This window comes from Paenibacillus sp. NPDC058071 (assembly GCF_042885235.1).
Classification (GTDB): domain Bacteria; phylum Bacillota; class Bacilli; order Paenibacillales; family Paenibacillaceae; genus Pristimantibacillus.
Window position 1 is genome coordinate 487,848 of record NZ_JBHVSK010000001.1, and the last position, 16,464, is coordinate 504,311.

Genomic DNA, 16,464 nt, shown 5'->3' on the forward strand with positions numbered 1-16,464 from the left:
AAGCACCTCCTTCACATTGCCAGTATAGCATAGTTTCAAGCTAATTCTCTCTTGTAACCGCGTCAAGCCATTTCTCGAATTTTGCGGGACTCATAATCTCGTGCGTCATAAATTGGCCGTTACTGAACAGACTGAACGTCGTCCAGATCGCCGGAGATTGCTGCGCTTCTTCTCTTGAGCTAATACGATGGGCCTTGAAAGGAACTCCCTTTTCTTCCGCAACCTTCTGCAAATCATCCAGTACGCCAACAGCAAATGGGCATTGTGCCGTATAGTAAATATAAATGCCTTGGTCCGAGCCAGGCTTGGCCAGAACCGAATCTTTGAAAGCGGGTTGGACCGCTCCATCATTCCATTTCAAAACCAGAAGCTCGAAGTAGGGAGCGGCCTGATCCGCTACTATAAACCCCATGTGCTCAAGATAACGCTTGTCACTTAGATAAGGCAGTTTCTTATTGCTGGATAAATGTACAATACCGTCCATGCCCGACTCTTTCGCGTCCCGGATACATTGCTCCAGCAAGTTCCTGCTGTGGCCGCTCCCCTTATGCCGGCCCGAGACCCACAAGCAATCGATATACATATAATTGGGGGCATCGATAGGGACCCAGGCATTCTCGGCAGGCAGATATTCAATAAACACCTTGGCCCGTTCATCGAGCCGGTAAAATTTGAGCCCTTCCTCCATCCGTTCCCCGAGCCAGCGCTTCTTCTCTCGTACCGCTTCTTCATACTGTTTGGCACCCAATGCACAACAAATATGCTCTCTATCTATGTTTTCTTTCGTAATCTGCAAAAAAACCATCTTTTCAACATCTTCCTTTCTATTCGAAATTATCGTGAGCAGATCGTAATATCAAATATCCAAAACATCTTTCAACATATATTCCCTGTATCTTGTCACAATCCTTTCTTTATACAGATACAAATCCCTGTATTCTTTTACTGTTTTTCGCTCTTTGGGCAAGCATTTTCATGCCAAAAAAAGAAAAAAAGAGCCTACTGTGTTTAGGCTCCTCCATTAAGAACAAATATTCGATCATTCTACTCCATCAACTTAAGTGCAATGCTCACTTTAAACAAGTCGCCGTCGATCTCGATGTGAAGCCGGCCGTCAAGCAGATCGACGATGGACTTTGCAATGGCCAATCCAAGGCCTGAGCCGTCTGTCTGCCGTGAAGAATCTCCGCGTTTAAAGCGTTCAAACAGCTCATCCGTATTTCCGTTAATTTCGAATTTGGATACGTTCTTGAACGTAATCACGGCATGATTGCCCGACGTTTTCACCTGAATATATACGCGCGAATTCTCGAGAGAGTATTTGAGAATATTCCCGATTAAATTGTCAAATACGCGCCATAGCTTTTTACCGTCAACCATGGCATACACCGAATCTTGCGCACTTGTAAAACGGAATTGCAGGTTCGAATTATTTATCATCGTATCGTACTCTGCCAATGCTTGCTGCAAGAGCTGAACCAGATCTACTCGGTCCTGTGCCAATTCAACATCTCCGCTGGCCATCTTCGAAATTTCAAATAAATCGTCGATTAACACCTTTAACCGTTGTGACTTTCGATCAATGATTTCGAGATAAGCTCGACTTTCCTCCTTCGAAACGTCATCCTTTTTCAACAACTCGGTATACGTAATGATGGAAGTTAACGGCGTCCGAAGGTCGTGGCTGACATTGGTGACGAGTTCTGTTTTGAGACGTTCGCTCTTTGCTTGCTCGTTCTGCAGCGACTTAGCGCCTTGCTGCAAAACATTAATATTATCGGCGAGTGCCGCCAAAACTGATTTTCCGGATACCTTCAACTCATCGCCAAAATCCCCCTGAGCCAGCTGGTCCATCTTCATCACAATTCGGTTAAAGTGCCCAATTCTGTTTACGAAAAGTATAATGATCGGAAGAACTAGAACGACAAGCAGCAAGAAATAGAGGAGTATAAAATCAAGATGTACGCCCATCATCAGTCCAGCTGCTACTCCCAAACCTAGTAGGAGACCTAAGAGAGCAAACAGTTGAGTCCCGGCGCTCTTGCTGAGAAAAGCGTCTGCTAAACTGTTTTTTATTTTACTCAATAAACTCATGACGCCCCATCCTGCTTTAATCGTAAGCGCTTGTCCGCATTCCTTCTTCACCTGCTGCCAATTTTCAAACTGGGCTGCCGTCATTTTCCCTTGAATGATGACAGCGGCTATAAACAGCGAGGCAAGAACGGTCTCAATAATCAAGCTTTGGCCAAAATTAAACGGAAGATCGATGATATGCACAAATTGATCTCTTATACTAAATAGCCAGCTTAACGCGATAACACCTGATAAAACTATACTTACAGTTCGAACATCAACCGGCAGCTTATTGTAAAAAGGAGACCACCTTTCAACCACTGAAGGCAGTACCACCATTTTCTTTGCAAAAATAATACTCATAATAAGAATAGCTACGCCTGAAAAGGTATAGATCCATAATGCCATTTGTAACCGTTCGTATTTGTTGGCCGCTTTCTTAATGGAACTCAAATCGGATAAATCTTTAGATACGGCAATTTCGCCACTGAACGGAAGAAAAGCCCCTTCCAGTTTAGAGGGTATCGGCAACCAATACACTGATTCTTCGCTAGGTATAGAATAACTGGTTTTATACAGCATCCGATCGTCATCCATTTTATATGCAGCCGAACCGTTATCCGAATCACTCCTATTTGTATACACTTTATCCGACATGCTGCTCGTAAAGGAATATTGAAATTGATTTTTGTATTTTAAAAAGTCGGAGCGATATCGCTCCTGATCCACATAAAATTGCTGCAGTTCCTTTGCTTTCTCGTTTAAAATCTTTGCTCGGACGTACTCATCGCTCGTGAACAGTTTCGTATAATCGGCAATTTTATTGTCTCTTTCCGCTATGTAGAATTTCGCAGCCTCTTGGTTCTCGGTGAACGATGCTTCGTCAATTTTAAATTGATAATCATCTTTAATGGAGTTCGTTTGCATCGTCAAATTTCCCAACCCGTTCCGATATTGGATGACTTCACGTTCGGAAACGGTTAGCGTTTCTTTAGCTTTCTCGTACGGAATATAATTTAGCTCGAACATGTTTAAATAGTGAGCAAATAATCCGATCTCGCGTCGAAATTCAGCCGTGTGATAATAATCGCGATGAACGTATTGGTTGCCGAAAGACAATCCAGTAAAAAGCCCGCTTAAGCCAAAAGAAACCATCATGAGCCAGATACCGAACTGCAATCTATTTTTCCATTTTATAACCAATTCCCCAAACCACCTTTAAAAAAGTCGGATTTTTTGGATCGATTTCGATTTTTTCGCGAATTTTCCGGATGTGAACGGCTACTGTATTTTCAGCGTTATAGCCTGGCTCCTTCCACACCCGCTCATAGATTTCATTGATCGAGAACACTCGTCCGGCGTTGGTCATTAACAGCTCGACAATTTTATACTCAATAGGCGTTAGCTTCACCGGCTCGCCGTGAGCTCTAACTTCCTTAGCCGATTGGTCTATTGTAAGTCCTCTTAGGTTAATCAGTTTATGTATGCCTTCATATGTACCAAGAGCAATATACCTTCGCAATTGTGATTTCACGCGGGCGACAAGCTCCATTGGATTAAACGGTTTCGTTACATACTCATCCGCACCAACATGGAGGCCTAGTATTTTATCGCTGTCCTCGCTTTTTGCGCTTAAGATCAAAATAGGCGTGTTGTTCTTCTCGCGAATTTTGTGTGTAGCAGCAATCCCGTCGAGCTTGGGCATCATCACATCCATAATAATGAGATGAATCTGATGCTCCGTTATGATTTCCAACGCCTCAATGCCGTCCTTTGCTTTTAAAACCGTAATCCCTTCATTTTTCAAATAGATTTCGATGGCGTCCCGAATTTCTTTTTCATCATCTACAACAAGCACATTATATTTATCCATGTCTCACTCAACTTTCTTCAATACTTTTCCTTTCCACAATCATAATCGTAAATGAAAAATCTTAATATCCATTTATTGAAATTATGAAGAACTTCTTAATGTTGCGATTTGACCGTAAAAAAAGTAAAAGGAGTCGTCCAAACCACTATAAAAGTGATTTTGACGACTCCTTTTTAACATCACACACATACCATCAGTCAGTCGTTTTCTCGTACAAAGAGGCAGGCAATGCCTGCACGAACGGCGACCAATTGCTCGTCGTATAAAGATGCAGCCGGTGCATCGCACGCGTACATGCCGTATAAAGAAGCTTGCGCTCGCTCTCTCGACCATAAACGCGAGACGAAGCGTCGTAGACCAAGACCGCATCGAACTCGACGCCTTTGGCCAGATAGACGGGAAGGATCATGACCCCCTTCTTAAAGCCCAACGTCTCCTTCGTAATCAGCTGCAAATCTTCATCACCTTGAATCCGTAATGGTTCATAGACTTCTCGGCTTTCGGCAGCAGTCTTCGTAATGACGGCGATGGAGTCAAAGCCCTCGGCCTTGAGCGTCGCAATGTCTGCTAAAATTTGCGCATCACGCATCTCCTTGCTCTCTAGTTTCGTAAGAAGCGGTTTTGGGCCTCTTCTATTAAAAGGAATAATTTCTTCCCCGCCAGGAAGCATCGATTTCGTGAATTCAACAATTTCCTTGGTCGAGCGATAACTGCGCACCAGACGGATAAGACTCGTTTCAGCTTCGCCATATAGGCGGACTAGCGGCGAATCGGATGAGTCCAGACTTGTGGACTGCATGAAAATTGCTTGCCCGAAATCGCCTAGCACAGTCATGCGGGCGCGAGGGAACAGCTTTTTTATATATTCATATTGAAATGGCGAATAATCCTGACCCTCGTCGACGAAAACATAGCGGATATCCGTGTTCGTCCGAACGCCTTCAATCAATTCTTTTACAAATAAATAAGGAGTTGCGTCCTCGTAATGCAGCTCGTTTCGGAACAGCGCCTCCTTGGTTTGTCTGCATACCTCCTGCCACAGCGGCGGGAGAACGTCTTCATTCGTTTTCTCCCGATAGGCGGCTTCGTTGTCAAACAATTGGCCGTATATGCCTTTGAAATCGACAAACGAGAGCTTCTTTACCATTTTCCTTAACGGTTTAAAGCTTTCTTTCACGACTTTGCGGCGGAGCAGCTCCTCTTCCCTCTGACTGAAATCAAAGTCGCTCTCATCTTCCCGAACTTTTTTGCTTAATTTCTCTTGAACGATAGCGAATTGCTCCGCAATATCCAGCACTTCTCTATCTTTATGAAGCATTCTGAACACCTCACTGTACTGCTCGGCGTCGAGATAGTTCAACTCTTCCTCCACCCAAAGCGCTTCCCTTTCCAAACGTTCCAGCGACGCCAGTTCCTTCAGCAGCCATTCTTGCAAAAGAACGATACGATTGGACACCGGCAGAGAACAATCATAGCCGTAAAAACGGTCTCTTATTTGTTCCCCCGTAATCAAATCGCGATCCCGGAACCGAATGCTGTGGAATCGCATACCGTCCTGCCTCAGCCAAACACCGTAACGCTGCAGAGCTTTCAGGTAAGCTTCGGAAGCTTTGTAAGCCATCCCTTGAAGACGAGCTTCATATTCCGGCGCTCCTTGAGCGGTCAACACATATTCCATCTGATCAAAAGGATCCTCCAGCCGGAATGTGCTTCCTAACCAATAGTCGAGATATTCCTGGAAGGTCGTCTGCTGCATGTTCTCTTCGCCAAGTTCCGGCAGGACAGTCGAAATGTAGCTGGCAAACATCGGATTGGGCGAGAAAAGAATAATCTGATCGGCTTTGATCGTCTGGCGGTGCTTGTAAAGCAAATACGCCACCCGCTGCAAGGCCGCTGAAGTTTTGCCGCTGCCGGCGGCGCCTTGCACAATAAGCATCCGGCTTTTCTCATTGCGGATAATCGCGTTTTGTTCTTTCTGTATCGTTGCCACAATACTTTTCATTTGCGAGTCGGCGCCTTTGCCGAGGGCCTGCTGCAAAATCTCGTCACCAATCGTTTCGTCCGCGTCGAATAGATTACGAATGTGCCCGTTTTGAATTTGATACTGCCGCTTAAGCTCCATCGTCCCTTCGATTTGCCCGGCAGGCGTGATGTAAGACGCCGGGCCTGGCGAGCAGTCATAATACATGCTCGCGATTGGCGTACGCCAGTCATAGATTAGAAAGCTCATTCCGTCTTCATCGAGGAAGGATGATACGCCGATATAGATCTGCTCTTTGAAGTCCAGACCATCCTCATGAAAATCGAGGCGACCGAAATACGGAGACGGCAGCAGCCGCTTCATGTTTTTCCACTGCTGAGTCAACAGTTTGTGACCCCGCTCCCGCTCGGCCAATAACGCGGACTGCTGGTTAATTGTATAAAAGGTTTCTTCGAAATCTTCATAAGTGCTTGTGTTAATCGTTACTTCTTCCCAAAACCGTCTACGGATGTCCACAGCCTGATTCCACAATCCGGTAACCTCCGGCTCCAGTTCGTCGATTCTGGCCTTCAGTTTATTCCTGACCGATTCCAGCCGCTCTTGTTCCTGCTGCCAGTCCTTTGTTTCCATATTCAAACACACTCCTTTTCCTTTTTTTGGGGCAAAGAGAGTATTGACAAAACAAAGCTCAAGATGTACAATTATATTAGGGATATAAGATAGTACGGACTTGATTTTGAATTGCAATACCGCTAATGATTATATCATAGCGGATATTTCTGTTCAATTTATTTTTTTGTTACTTGGTCGTTTATCGATACGCAGTTGTAAAAGAAACGCCCTCACTAATCTCAGTGAGGGCGTTTCTGACTTTTCAAGCTTAAATGCACTTCTCCCTAACTAGGCGCCTTAACACTCGACAAATTCTTTTTCATAATCTCTGCAATCTTCTTGGCGTTATCATCGCCACGGCTTTGCAGGCCGTTAATGACCCCTCTCTGTATTTCAGGAGCATAATCTTGATGAAGTTTCCACGTCGCTTCCCAGTTCGTTAGACGGATTTTGAATGCTACAACATGCTTCACAAGACGATTGACATATTCTTCACTGGCTTCATTCAAGCTCCATGGTTCAGCAAAGTCTGACTCGTACCGTTGAACGGTCGTGGCAAGAACGTTCAGCGTCTCCTGTTCCCCCGTTATAAGTTCGAAATCTCCGTAAAGATGAGCAGCGAGATAATTCCATGTTGGAACCTTATTCTCTGGGTACCAAGATGGCGTTATATAGCTTTGCGCGCCGGAAAAGACGACAAGAACCTCACCGCTTGCTTGTTCCCATTGCGGATTCGCTCTCGCCATATGACTGTACAAATATAGCTCTTCCTCTTCTTTCACTAATAAAAATGGAAGATGAGTGCCTGTTAACTTGCTATGATTGGAAATGAGCAAGCCAAAACTGTTCTGCTCGATGAATTCACGGACGGTTTCCCAGTCCTTCATTTCATAGGCTTCCGGTACATACATGTTACCAACCTCTTCTCGCTGTATTAATTAACCTAATTAAATAAAAACATGGAAATGAAATCATAATGAGCAGAGCGCTGATTTTGCTTGCCATCAAGTCTACTTGACGCATACATAATTGTCAAAAATTATATCTTATCCTTAACTTTAAGTGAGTAAGGGAAAGTTCTGCGGTGTAGAAAGTTCTATAAATGAAAAAGAAAAACAGCCGGGCATAGTCCGGCTGCTTAGATCCTACTCTGAAGCAGTATTCCATTTATTCATTCTCACGGTCGTCTTCACGGTTGTCATCTTCATCTTCATCTTCATCGTCGTCGTCTTCGTCGTAATCGATAGAGATCAACCGGCCGTCAGCAGCAGCAATCGTCACTTCAACCATACCTTTACCGGTACGTACAGTAACCTCATACTCCTTTATTCCGTCATCCCACTCCACTTCCGTCTTTACCGCTTCACCCTGCACTTGCTTCAAGGCAAGCTTTTTCGCTTGCTCGGCAGTCAATCCAGCGTTCACGGCTTCTTTCGACTCGCTAGATTTTGAAGCTGTCGTCGTGGATCCCTTCGCAGTTACTGGCTTTCTGTCGTCATCGTCATCTTCTTTAACCGACAGAACCGATCCTGTTGCTGCATTTATTTTAATTTCGAACTCTGTGCGCTTGGCGTCGTTTTTCTGCACGTCGATTTCATAAATAGCGACATTGCGTTCATTATCCAACTCTATCTCCGTCACCTTGCTGGGTACGGCTTGAAGCGCAGCGGCCTTCGCTTTTTCTTTACCAATATAAGAAGCGTGCGATTCAGCTGCAACGGCTGCCCCGGTTCCTCCCAGCGCGGCAATAACCGCTATCGTCCCAATCATTATTTTTTTGTTCATTATGTCGTATCTCTCCTTCTTGTTGTTTGCTGTCTCCATTACTTTAGATAAAGTTTCTAAGAGTAACATTACAGCCACATTAGAATTTGATGATAAAATAGCTAGTCCGACTCATCCTCTTTATCATTATCCCAAGTCACAGACTCAATTCTGCCGGAGGAGGCATGCAATTGAATCGTCGCTTCCCGGCCGTCCTCGGTCTTAATCTCAACAAAGTAATACCATTTTCCATTTTCTTTATCCAGGTCGATGTCGCTGACATTTCCTTTTATTTTGGCAAGCGCGACGGCTGCCGCTTCACTTTCGGTTAGTCGGATCGACTCGATTACATCCGGAGAAACCGACGGCCGGGGTGTAGCTTCTTCACTCGGGACAGAGCTATTTACGGGAGGTTTGGTCGTTTGAACGGGGGCGCGATACCGTTCGAGCAATCGGATAGAGACAATGTTGTTGCTATTCCTGCCTACTTCCAGTTCGTAACGCCCCTGATCGTTCTCTAATTGAAATCGATACGCCGCGCCAGTTGCCGGCAGCTCGCTCAGTTCTCCTTGGTATTGCGATAGTATCGTTTGCCGAGCTTCTTCAACCGTGCTGCCGTCTGTATCACTTGTCTTACGATAAACAGCGAAGCTGACAGCTATTACAATCGCCAACGCCAAAAATGCGAGAAGCACCCAGCTCCATCGCGTTTTAGACACACGCAACTTGCCCTCCCTCCTTTCCCGGCATTAAGACCTTCTGTCAAAATAAATGGTCGCAGTCGTTCCTTCTCCTTCCACACTGTCCAAAGCTAGACGAACTCCAATCGCGTGTGCGATTTCTTTGGCCATTGCCAATCCCAGTCCCGCACCGCCCTCCTGTTCATCGTTTCTGCTTCGCGCCTCGTCAACTCGATAAAACCGATCAAAGACGCGAGGCAGTTCATTTGCTGGAATTCCGATCCCGTAATCGGTCACGCTAAGGTAGTTTGTACAGGAGCTTTCGGTGCCCAGCTTCACAGTGATCGACTTCTCGCTATATTTGCGTGCATTATCGAGAAAAATAAACAACAGCTGCTTGAGCTTATCAGGGTCTGTAGATACGATTATGTCGGTATCCGATTCATGCTCTATGTCTATCCCCCGCCCATAAGCCCGCTTAAATCCTGAAACCGTTTGTTCGGTGAATGGCAGCAGCTCCACTTGTCCAATGGAAATGCTCCAATACCGGTGTGGTGCGGCAAGCAGCAATAGCTGTTCCGTCATTCCTTTCATTCTGACCGCTTCAGAGTGAATGGCTTCGACCGATTCATGAAAAAGCTCCGGTCGTTCAATCCCTTTCCGTTTCAGCAAACTGGAATAGCTTTCGATTATCGTCAGCGGCGTTTTCAGCTCATGAGAGGCGTTCGAGACGAACTGTTCCTGTTTGGCAAAACTGTTCTCAAGCAGATCGATCATCTCGTTAAACGTTTCCCCCATCTGCTTCAGCTCGTCTTTCGAGTCACCCTCTTGTTCCAGTCGGACAAATTTGCCGCTGCGGATAATTTCTCTCATCGTTCCGGTCATTGCTGCAATCGGTCTCATAATCAAACGTCCAAGCAAAGCGCTCGATAATAAGGCGATGATAGTAATGACGATTGAAACTCCAATGAGCACAAGACGCAGCAGATGAAGCAGCGCCATTTGCTTTTCTAAGCTATGGTGGACCTGTACATTTGCCACTCCGCCGTCAGCTTGAATAATGGGAAGCGATAAGAAGCCGTAGCTATTTCCGTTAAACGACACCCGTTCCATCCGGCGATCTGCATCGAATATCTGACCGCGTGAACTAAGAGCTGTCTCCGATGGGGAGGTCACCAATAAGGCTTTGCCGCTCCCTTCCTCAGGGACGATGGCAATCATCCCGTCTAAAGGAACATAAGCGCGAAGCAATTCTTCCGTTTTCAAACGAGTATCCGATTTACGAATGGCATCTGCCGCTTGCTGCGACTCAGCCGTTAATTGCCCCAGCTCTTTATTAATGGTCATATCCGAAAAGATATAGTAGACAGTAACGTTCGCGGCAATCAGTAATCCAGCGAATAAGACCGAGGAATAGAAATAAATTTTTCTTCTCAGCTTCATGGCAAATCCTTTAATACATACCCGATGCCTCTGACCGTATGTATGAGCTCGCGATCGAAGCCTTCGTCCACCTTTTTGCGCACATACCGTATATAGACATCGACAACATTTGTCTGACCCGCGTAATCATAGCCCCATACTTCGGCCAAAATCTGATCGCGATTCAGCACAAGCCGCTTATTGCGCAGCAAGTAAGCAAGCAAATCGAACTCCCGGTGCGTTAGCTCGATTACTCGGTTTCCCCTTCTTACTTCCCGTGTTAGAGGATTAAGCCTCAGATCGGCAGCCTCTAGCCATTCTGCCCCGATATCAGCGTCATTCGACGCCTTGTCTGCTCGCGCTAGCAATCGAAATGCAGTGCGGATTCGCGCCAGCAGCTCTTCGATCTCGAACGGTTTGGTCACATAATCGTTAGCACCCAGATCGAGTCCCGAAACTTTGTCTTCGACGGAGCCTTTGGCCGTCAACAGGAGGACGGGCGTGTGTTGATCGGTTGATCGAATGCGACGAAGCAGTTCAATGCCGCTTATGCCGGGCAGCATGACGTCCAATAAAATGAGATCGACACCGCCATTCCCATACAGTGACCATCCTTCCGTTCCGCTGCCCGCCAAGAGCACGCGATAGCCTTCGCTTTCCAGCTCAATCTGCAGCAATCTGGCAATTTTCCGCTCATCCTCAACGACTAAGATCGTTTCATCCATCGTACCGCCCTCCTCCTTTCTAAGAGGCCAAAGAAGCCGTGATGCTGAAAAAAAAAGCGTTCTGGTACACGTCCATGATTTTCATTAGGATGTCCTTCACTCATGCAATTATTGCATGGAGAGGCACTCAATCGTCTTGGAGAAGGCATAGCCTTGCTTTGACTAATACAACCGCGGCGGCTTTTTAGCAAAAGCAAACACCCTAAGCCACGGTGGCTTAGGGTGTTTGCTTTTGCATTTAGTCTTATTTTTGCATCCCATAAAAAACATAGCTGTAATCATTAAAATGATGATGATACAGGCTTATTTCTTGCCTAATCATTTCTACCACACTTAAAGCTTCAGAATTGTCCTTGTATTTTGCCTCCAGCTTTTGCAGAGAGCTCTCTAGCGGATTGTAATATTCTTCGATCCAATCGCTCTTTGGCAGAACAAAGGAATAATTCAATTTGTAGTCTACGCCGGTGATTTGATTGATTTTATTCGAGATCGTATCCATGCCGGGATACCCTTCTTCCCAAAAGCTCTTGCTTGCTTCAGAAGGATTTTCATGAAGCCATGAAATCTCACTGCACGCCAAATATCCGCCTTGCTTCAAGAAAGGCTTCCACCGCTCTAACCCTTGCTGAAATCCAATAATGTAAATTGAGCCCTCCGACCAGATCAGGTCGAACGTTTCCGGTGGAAAATCAAGCTCAAACATAGAAGCATTCTGCACGGTTACTCTGTTTTCAAGCCCTTTCTCTTGCAGCATTTCCTTAAGCGAGGACAAGCTCGATTCATTCGTATCGATCGCCGTGATATGCGCATGCGGGAATCCCTCTGTCAAAAGCACCGTGTGAGCACCCGTTCCGCACCCTATATCTAAAATGTTCAACTCTTTATTTCGATCCAGGTCCAGCAATGAAATCGCCTTTGTGGTTGATGCTTTGCTCCCCGGCCCTTGCCGTGTTAGACCTTCAAAAGCTTCATAAAAATAATTCTCCATTTGTGGATTCCCCCTTCTATTGTTTGGTTAGTTCAGCTCGAGATCCCATCGCTCTTCTACGAGCTTTTTCCCCCACAATAATTGTTCATCTTTTACTACAGCTAAATGAAAGCCAAGCTTTTTATATAATTTACGAGCTGCAGTCAAATCGCTTACCGTCCATAAGGATATCCGTTCATATTGTTGGGCTTTGCAGTAGTCAAGCAGAGCTTGTACTAGCCGCGTACCTGTTCCTTTACCGCGCATTGACGACTCGACAATAAACCATCTCAAGAGGGCTGTGTTTTCCGTTTCTTTGACTAATCCCACGCATCCTGCAAATTTCCCGTTCTCCTCTGCAATCCAGATTTTATCGATTTTTGAATCCATTGTTTTGTTCAGATATTCGAGAAAGGATTCATCGTAACCATGAAGATCCGTATAAAAGGCCCTTTGTTTTTCGATAATAAGCGCCTGATCTTCGTCCGTGTATTCGTCTCTTATAGATATTGTAGCATCTTCTAGGCGAAGATTATCTGACAGTGTCTGCTCGATGGTTTGCATCGATTCTATGAGCTTTTGCTGACTAGCAGCATCTAAATTCCGCAGGAGATACTCAACTTGCTGATTGGACTTGCCTTCCAGCTCTCTATAAATGTCTTTGCCCTTCTCCGTCAAGTGAATAAAATAGGCACGACCGTCATGGCTCAATCTCTCTCTGTAGATCAGCTTTAATTGTTCAAAGCGTTTGATTGTTCGGCTCACATACCCCCGGTCTAACCCCAGCTGTTCTTGTAATACTTTCGCCGTGCAGTTATCTATATGATTGATCTCAAATAAGATCCGTGATTCGGTTAATGAAAATGAACTATCGTACAGCCGCTGATTGAGCAAGCCAATGACTTTCGTGTAAAAGCGATTAAATTTTCTGAATTCCGATACGTTCGAGGCATTCAATTGTGTCATATTTAGCACCCCAGAAAAATATTTAATTGACTTTATCAACTATATAAGAAGATTAAACAACATAGTTGATAAAGTCAACTATATATCGTTATGGTTCTTGTTCAATTCATAGGTCTCCATATCTTCATACTAATGGAAAGTGTATAATAAAAGAGTTGCGTTTTGTAAATATTAACAAAAATGCAAAGGCACAAAACTAGCTTGGTGCGAATGTGAAGCTCACATAAATTCTCTAGGAGATCCGCACCTCGCTCCTGGAGCGGGTTTCGAATCATTTAGTTGATTTCAGTGTCATTTACAAACGGTACCAAAAGAGAGTCGCATTAAAGTGTTTGCAATCCCTCTCCTAGAAAGGGGATATTTTGCACGCTGTCGCTCCTTACATAGGAGCGTGGATTGAAATGTGTTAAAGGTGTTCCGCAGCACGACCGTATTGGGTCGCTCCTTACATAGGAGCGTGGATTGAAATACCACCAACTCTTTGACTATGACCCTGTGTATACGCCGCTCCTTACATAGGAGCGTGGATTGAAATCAGATCCACCACCAAAAAGCGGGATGCGCCAAGGCGTCGCTCCTTACATAGGAGCGTGGATTGAAATCACTAACTGGCGCTTTCACGCTTACCATTTGTTCAAGTCGCTCCTTACATAGGAGTGTGGATTGAAATCACGTCTCGAATCCGCGAACCAAATTAAAAAAGGTCGCTCCTTACATAGGAGCGTGGGTTGAAATTGTCGCAGGAACTACAGCCTGTTTCTTTCGCTATTTGAAATCTCGAAATTTCACTCTAAGGTGGATCAGGAAGGTTGTCGATTTCCTCTGCCCGCCTCTTTCTGCTCAAAATGCGATATGAGTTAGTTCAGACACATCGTTTCAGTGATTGGTTTATACTATTCCGATGACAGTGTGCGTAAGGCCTGGGATACAGAGTAAAACCAAATAACTGCAAAAACGCAGTTATTGAGCCCGCCCCGCACGATTCCGGTAGGAATAACTGCGAAAAGGCAGTTATTTATGGCCGAGATAGCTCGGATCGCGGGTGAGGGCGGAAATAACTGCAAAAATGCAGTTATTGACCTCTCCCCACCGGATTCCAGAGGAAATAACTGCGAAAAGGCAGTTAATTATGGCGAACGAACGCTCAGATCGCGGGTGAGGGTTGTCTCCTGATAAGCTTGTCGCCGCTCCAAACATAGAAAACGACATTGTATTTTTCCCCACGGTACTCCCCCACAATATCACCTTCTAACATCTCCAAAAATGAAACTGATACCCTATCGCATAGCCAAAGTAAGTAAGCACTCACTTTTCCATTGACAAAGATCCCTGGCGGCGTTATAACAATAAAGTAAGTGATTACTCACTTTTGAAAATCCCTTAACTCGATATAAGGATGTGGTGAACAAATGCCGACCAACAACTTGTTTAACGACATTTTGCGGTCTCAATCCGGAAAGCGTACGGTTAAACAACAGCGGATTGTCGAAACAGCGGTTCAGTTATTTGCTGAGAAAGGCTATTCCAATACTTCGACCGCTGAGATCGCTAAAGCCGCTGAGGTGTCGGAGGCAAGCATCTTCAAGCAATATGGAACGAAGGACAACTTGTTGCTGAACCTTATTATTCCGTACATTAAAGATTTTTTTCCTTTGATGGCCAACGATTTGGTCCTTCAGGCTACTAACAATGGAGATCCGACCTTTGAGGGATTTTTAAGGTTTCTCATTAGAAACCGCGTCCAATTCATTACGGATAACCGGGAAATTTTTCAGGTCCTCATTAAGGAAATCATTTATAAAGAGGAACTGAAAAAAGAACTCTTCCCTTATTTTGTTGAAATTGTTGCGCCTCGCGTGACCAAGTATTTGGAGTCCTTTAAAGAGCGCGGAGAACTGGTTGATCTTCCCGTTGATCGAATACTGAAAATGCTGTTCACCTTCCTTGGAGGCTTCTTTGCCTCGCGATTTGTATTGTGGAATATGGAATCGATTAGCGACGAGGAAGTGGAAGATGCCATCCGTTTTATTATGAACGGCCTTTATCAATCAACTTCCGACCGATAAGCATCAATAACTAAAAGGAGTGTTTCCCTAATGAAATATTTGAAAAATAGACTTCTCATCCTTGCGCCGCTTATCGCGTTTTTGGTTGTATTCATTTTCTCTCTTACCCTTTTCCCATCCGTTCAAGCTCAGCCTAAGAACTTGCCCATTGCTGTGTTCAACGAAGATCAGGGCATCGACATCCCTAATCAGCCAACGCTTAATATGGGCCAAACGATCGTCGATATGATGCAGAAAAATGCTTCTTCCGCACCGGGCGAGGAACCTGCTGTAAAATGGGTGGAAGCCAAAAGCATCGACGAGGTGTACGATGGCTTAAACAACCGTAATTACTACGCAGCGCTTGTCATCCCAGCCGATTTTAGCCAGAAGCAAGCCTCATTATCCACTCCGGCGCCTGTCTCGCCCGAAGTTCAAATCTATATCAACCAAGGGATGAACATGACTGCTTCCACAATGGCAGGACAGATCCTTAACGGCGTCGTTGATAATATGAATACGAATGTTCGAACGCAGATTCTTGAAGGATTCAAAAAGCAAGGAGCTACGCTGACCCCGGATCAAGCTTCCAGCCTGGCATCTCCTATCGTCAAGAAGGTAACGAATGTCAATGAAACCGGCCCCAATAGCGCAAATGGTAATGCCCCTATTTCCTTGTTTCAACCGCTTTGGATGGCCAGTCTAGCAAGCGCGGCAATCCTGTTTATCGCCATCAGCAAGATCGCCGCGAAAACCAGGAAAGAGCTTCTCGCATCTAAGCTTGTTCAAATTGCAATAGGTGCAGTTGCATCGATAATCGTGGGATTTGGATTGACTTGGGTGGCGGACAGTGTTGTAGGCCTTCATATTCCGCAGTTTGCGGATACAGCGCTGTTCTTGACGATTACGTTCTTCAGCTTTTTCCTTATGATCTCTGCAGTTCTTTCGGTAGTCGGTATTAGAGGAATTGCTCTCTTTGCCTTAATCCTATTCTTCGGCGCACCGCTGCTTGCTTTGCCCCCAGAAATGCTGTCCGCTTTCTATCGGGACTGGGTGTACTCCTGGCTGCCAATGCGCTTCATGGTGGACGGCCTTCGAGAACTCTTCTTCTTCGGCAAAGCATTTAGCTGGAACCATGCGGTCTCCTCGCTGACTTGGATTGGCGTAATTAGCATGATCGTTATCCTTGTTACTACTTTGAAGCCTAAAGCTGTACAAGATCAGCAAAAGCTTGAAGCATAAAGCATTCCGACCATCCGTTGAGTAGACAGACGCCAGCCTCCCTCGATCACCGTTTTCTTTACCAAGGCTAATAAATCCAGTATAATAGAATATGAAAACTTGGAATTTATAACC

General features: G+C 45.2%; 13 protein-coding genes and 1 CRISPR repeat array. Of the genes, 2 read left to right on the plus strand and 11 right to left on the minus strand.

Annotated features, from left to right (window positions below; genetic code table 11):
- Positions 1-40: 40 nt before the first annotated feature.
- The 11 genes from ACFVTB_RS02240 to ACFVTB_RS02290 all read right to left on the minus strand — a co-directional run bounded on the left by ACFVTB_RS02240 (position 41) and on the right by ACFVTB_RS02290 (position 13,063).
- Positions 41-805 (minus strand): N-acetyltransferase, encoded by a 765-nt coding sequence (locus ACFVTB_RS02240; RefSeq protein ID WP_387744475.1) that lies wholly within the window; start codon positions 803-805, stop codon positions 41-43.
- A gap of 239 nt (positions 806-1,044) precedes the next feature.
- Positions 1,045-3,276 carry a sensor histidine kinase gene (locus tag ACFVTB_RS02245; protein WP_387744478.1) on the minus strand — a complete coding sequence of 744 codons (2,232 nt, stop codon included), beginning with the start codon at positions 3,274-3,276 and terminating at the stop codon, positions 1,045-1,047.
- The gene (locus ACFVTB_RS02250) at positions 3,254-3,946 is read right to left on the minus strand and encodes a response regulator transcription factor (RefSeq protein ID WP_387744481.1); all 693 of its coding nucleotides are present in this window, start codon (positions 3,944-3,946) and stop codon (positions 3,254-3,256) included. Before ACFVTB_RS02250 ends, ACFVTB_RS02245 begins: the two co-directional genes overlap by 23 nt.
- Before the next feature lie 193 nt (positions 3,947-4,139).
- The gene (gene helD / locus ACFVTB_RS02255; protein WP_387744484.1) at positions 4,140-6,557 is read right to left on the minus strand and encodes an RNA polymerase recycling motor HelD; all 2,418 of its coding nucleotides are present in this window, start codon (positions 6,555-6,557) and stop codon (positions 4,140-4,142) included.
- A 266-nt stretch (positions 6,558-6,823) separates the two neighbouring features.
- The gene (locus ACFVTB_RS02260) at positions 6,824-7,450 is read right to left on the minus strand and encodes an FMN-binding negative transcriptional regulator (RefSeq protein ID WP_387744487.1); all 627 of its coding nucleotides are present in this window, start codon (positions 7,448-7,450) and stop codon (positions 6,824-6,826) included.
- 256 nt (positions 7,451-7,706) lie between these two features.
- Positions 7,707-8,324, minus strand: coding sequence for a PepSY domain-containing protein (locus ACFVTB_RS02265; RefSeq protein WP_387744489.1), 618 nt, complete (start codon positions 8,322-8,324; stop codon positions 7,707-7,709).
- 101 nt (positions 8,325-8,425) lie between these two features.
- Positions 8,426-9,022 carry a PepSY domain-containing protein gene (locus ACFVTB_RS02270; RefSeq protein ID WP_387744492.1) on the minus strand — a complete coding sequence of 199 codons (597 nt, stop codon included), beginning with the start codon at positions 9,020-9,022 and terminating at the stop codon, positions 8,426-8,428.
- A 30-nt stretch (positions 9,023-9,052) separates the two neighbouring features.
- Positions 9,053-10,426, minus strand: coding sequence for a sensor histidine kinase (locus tag ACFVTB_RS02275; protein ID WP_387744494.1), 1,374 nt, complete (start codon positions 10,424-10,426; stop codon positions 9,053-9,055).
- Positions 10,423-11,130 (minus strand): response regulator transcription factor, encoded by a 708-nt coding sequence (locus ACFVTB_RS02280; RefSeq protein WP_387744497.1) that lies wholly within the window; start codon positions 11,128-11,130, stop codon positions 10,423-10,425. Before ACFVTB_RS02280 ends, ACFVTB_RS02275 begins: the two co-directional genes overlap by 4 nt.
- A 244-nt stretch (positions 11,131-11,374) precedes the next feature.
- Positions 11,375-12,118, minus strand: coding sequence for a class I SAM-dependent methyltransferase (locus tag ACFVTB_RS02285; protein WP_387744500.1), 744 nt, complete (start codon positions 12,116-12,118; stop codon positions 11,375-11,377).
- Positions 12,119-12,145: 27 nt separating this feature from the next.
- Positions 12,146-13,063 carry a bifunctional helix-turn-helix transcriptional regulator/GNAT family N-acetyltransferase gene (locus ACFVTB_RS02290; protein WP_387744503.1) on the minus strand — a complete coding sequence of 306 codons (918 nt, stop codon included), beginning with the start codon at positions 13,061-13,063 and terminating at the stop codon, positions 12,146-12,148.
- Positions 13,064-13,436: 373 nt separating this feature from the next.
- A CRISPR array of direct repeats spans positions 13,437-13,798; the repeat unit is 30 nt; unit sequence CGCTCCTTACATAGGAGCGTGGATTGAAAT.
- A 674-nt stretch (positions 13,799-14,472) separates the two neighbouring features.
- Between ACFVTB_RS02290 and ACFVTB_RS02295 the strand changes: the two genes are divergently transcribed.
- Positions 14,473-15,129, plus strand: a complete 657-nt coding sequence (locus ACFVTB_RS02295; protein WP_387744506.1) for a TetR/AcrR family transcriptional regulator — start codon at positions 14,473-14,475, stop codon at positions 15,127-15,129.
- Positions 15,130-15,159: 30 nt separating this feature from the next.
- Entirely contained in the window at positions 15,160-16,350 is a 1,191-nt protein-coding gene (locus ACFVTB_RS02300) for a YhgE/Pip domain-containing protein (protein WP_387744509.1), read from the plus strand.
- Positions 16,351-16,464 lie beyond the last annotated feature (114 nt).

Bases quoted from the DNA above. Each gene is read 5' to 3' on its own strand.
- ACFVTB_RS02240 (WP_387744475.1), bottom strand. From the start codon at position 805: ATGGTTTTTTTGCAGATTACGAAAGAAAACATAGATAGAGAGCATATT.
- ACFVTB_RS02250 (WP_387744481.1), bottom strand. From the start codon at position 3,946: ATGGATAAATATAATGTGCTTGTTGTAGATGATGAAAAAGAAATTCGG.
- helD (WP_387744484.1), bottom strand. From the start codon at position 6,557: ATGGAAACAAAGGACTGGCAGCAGGAACAAGAGCGGCTGGAATCGGTC.
- ACFVTB_RS02260 (WP_387744487.1), bottom strand. From the start codon at position 7,450: ATGTATGTACCGGAAGCCTATGAAATGAAGGACTGGGAAACCGTCCGT.
- ACFVTB_RS02265 (WP_387744489.1), bottom strand. From the start codon at position 8,324: ATGAACAAAAAAATAATGATTGGGACGATAGCGGTTATTGCCGCGCTG.
- ACFVTB_RS02275 (WP_387744494.1), bottom strand. From the start codon at position 10,426: ATGAAGCTGAGAAGAAAAATTTATTTCTATTCCTCGGTCTTATTCGCT.
- ACFVTB_RS02280 (WP_387744497.1), bottom strand. From the start codon at position 11,130: ATGGATGAAACGATCTTAGTCGTTGAGGATGAGCGGAAAATTGCCAGA.
- ACFVTB_RS02285 (WP_387744500.1), bottom strand. From the start codon at position 12,118: ATGGAGAATTATTTTTATGAAGCTTTTGAAGGTCTAACACGGCAAGGG.
- ACFVTB_RS02290 (WP_387744503.1), bottom strand. From the start codon at position 13,063: ATGACACAATTGAATGCCTCGAACGTATCGGAATTCAGAAAATTTAAT.
- ACFVTB_RS02295 (WP_387744506.1), top strand. From the start codon at position 14,473: ATGCCGACCAACAACTTGTTTAACGACATTTTGCGGTCTCAATCCGGA.
- ACFVTB_RS02300 (WP_387744509.1), top strand. From the start codon at position 15,160: ATGAAATATTTGAAAAATAGACTTCTCATCCTTGCGCCGCTTATCGCG.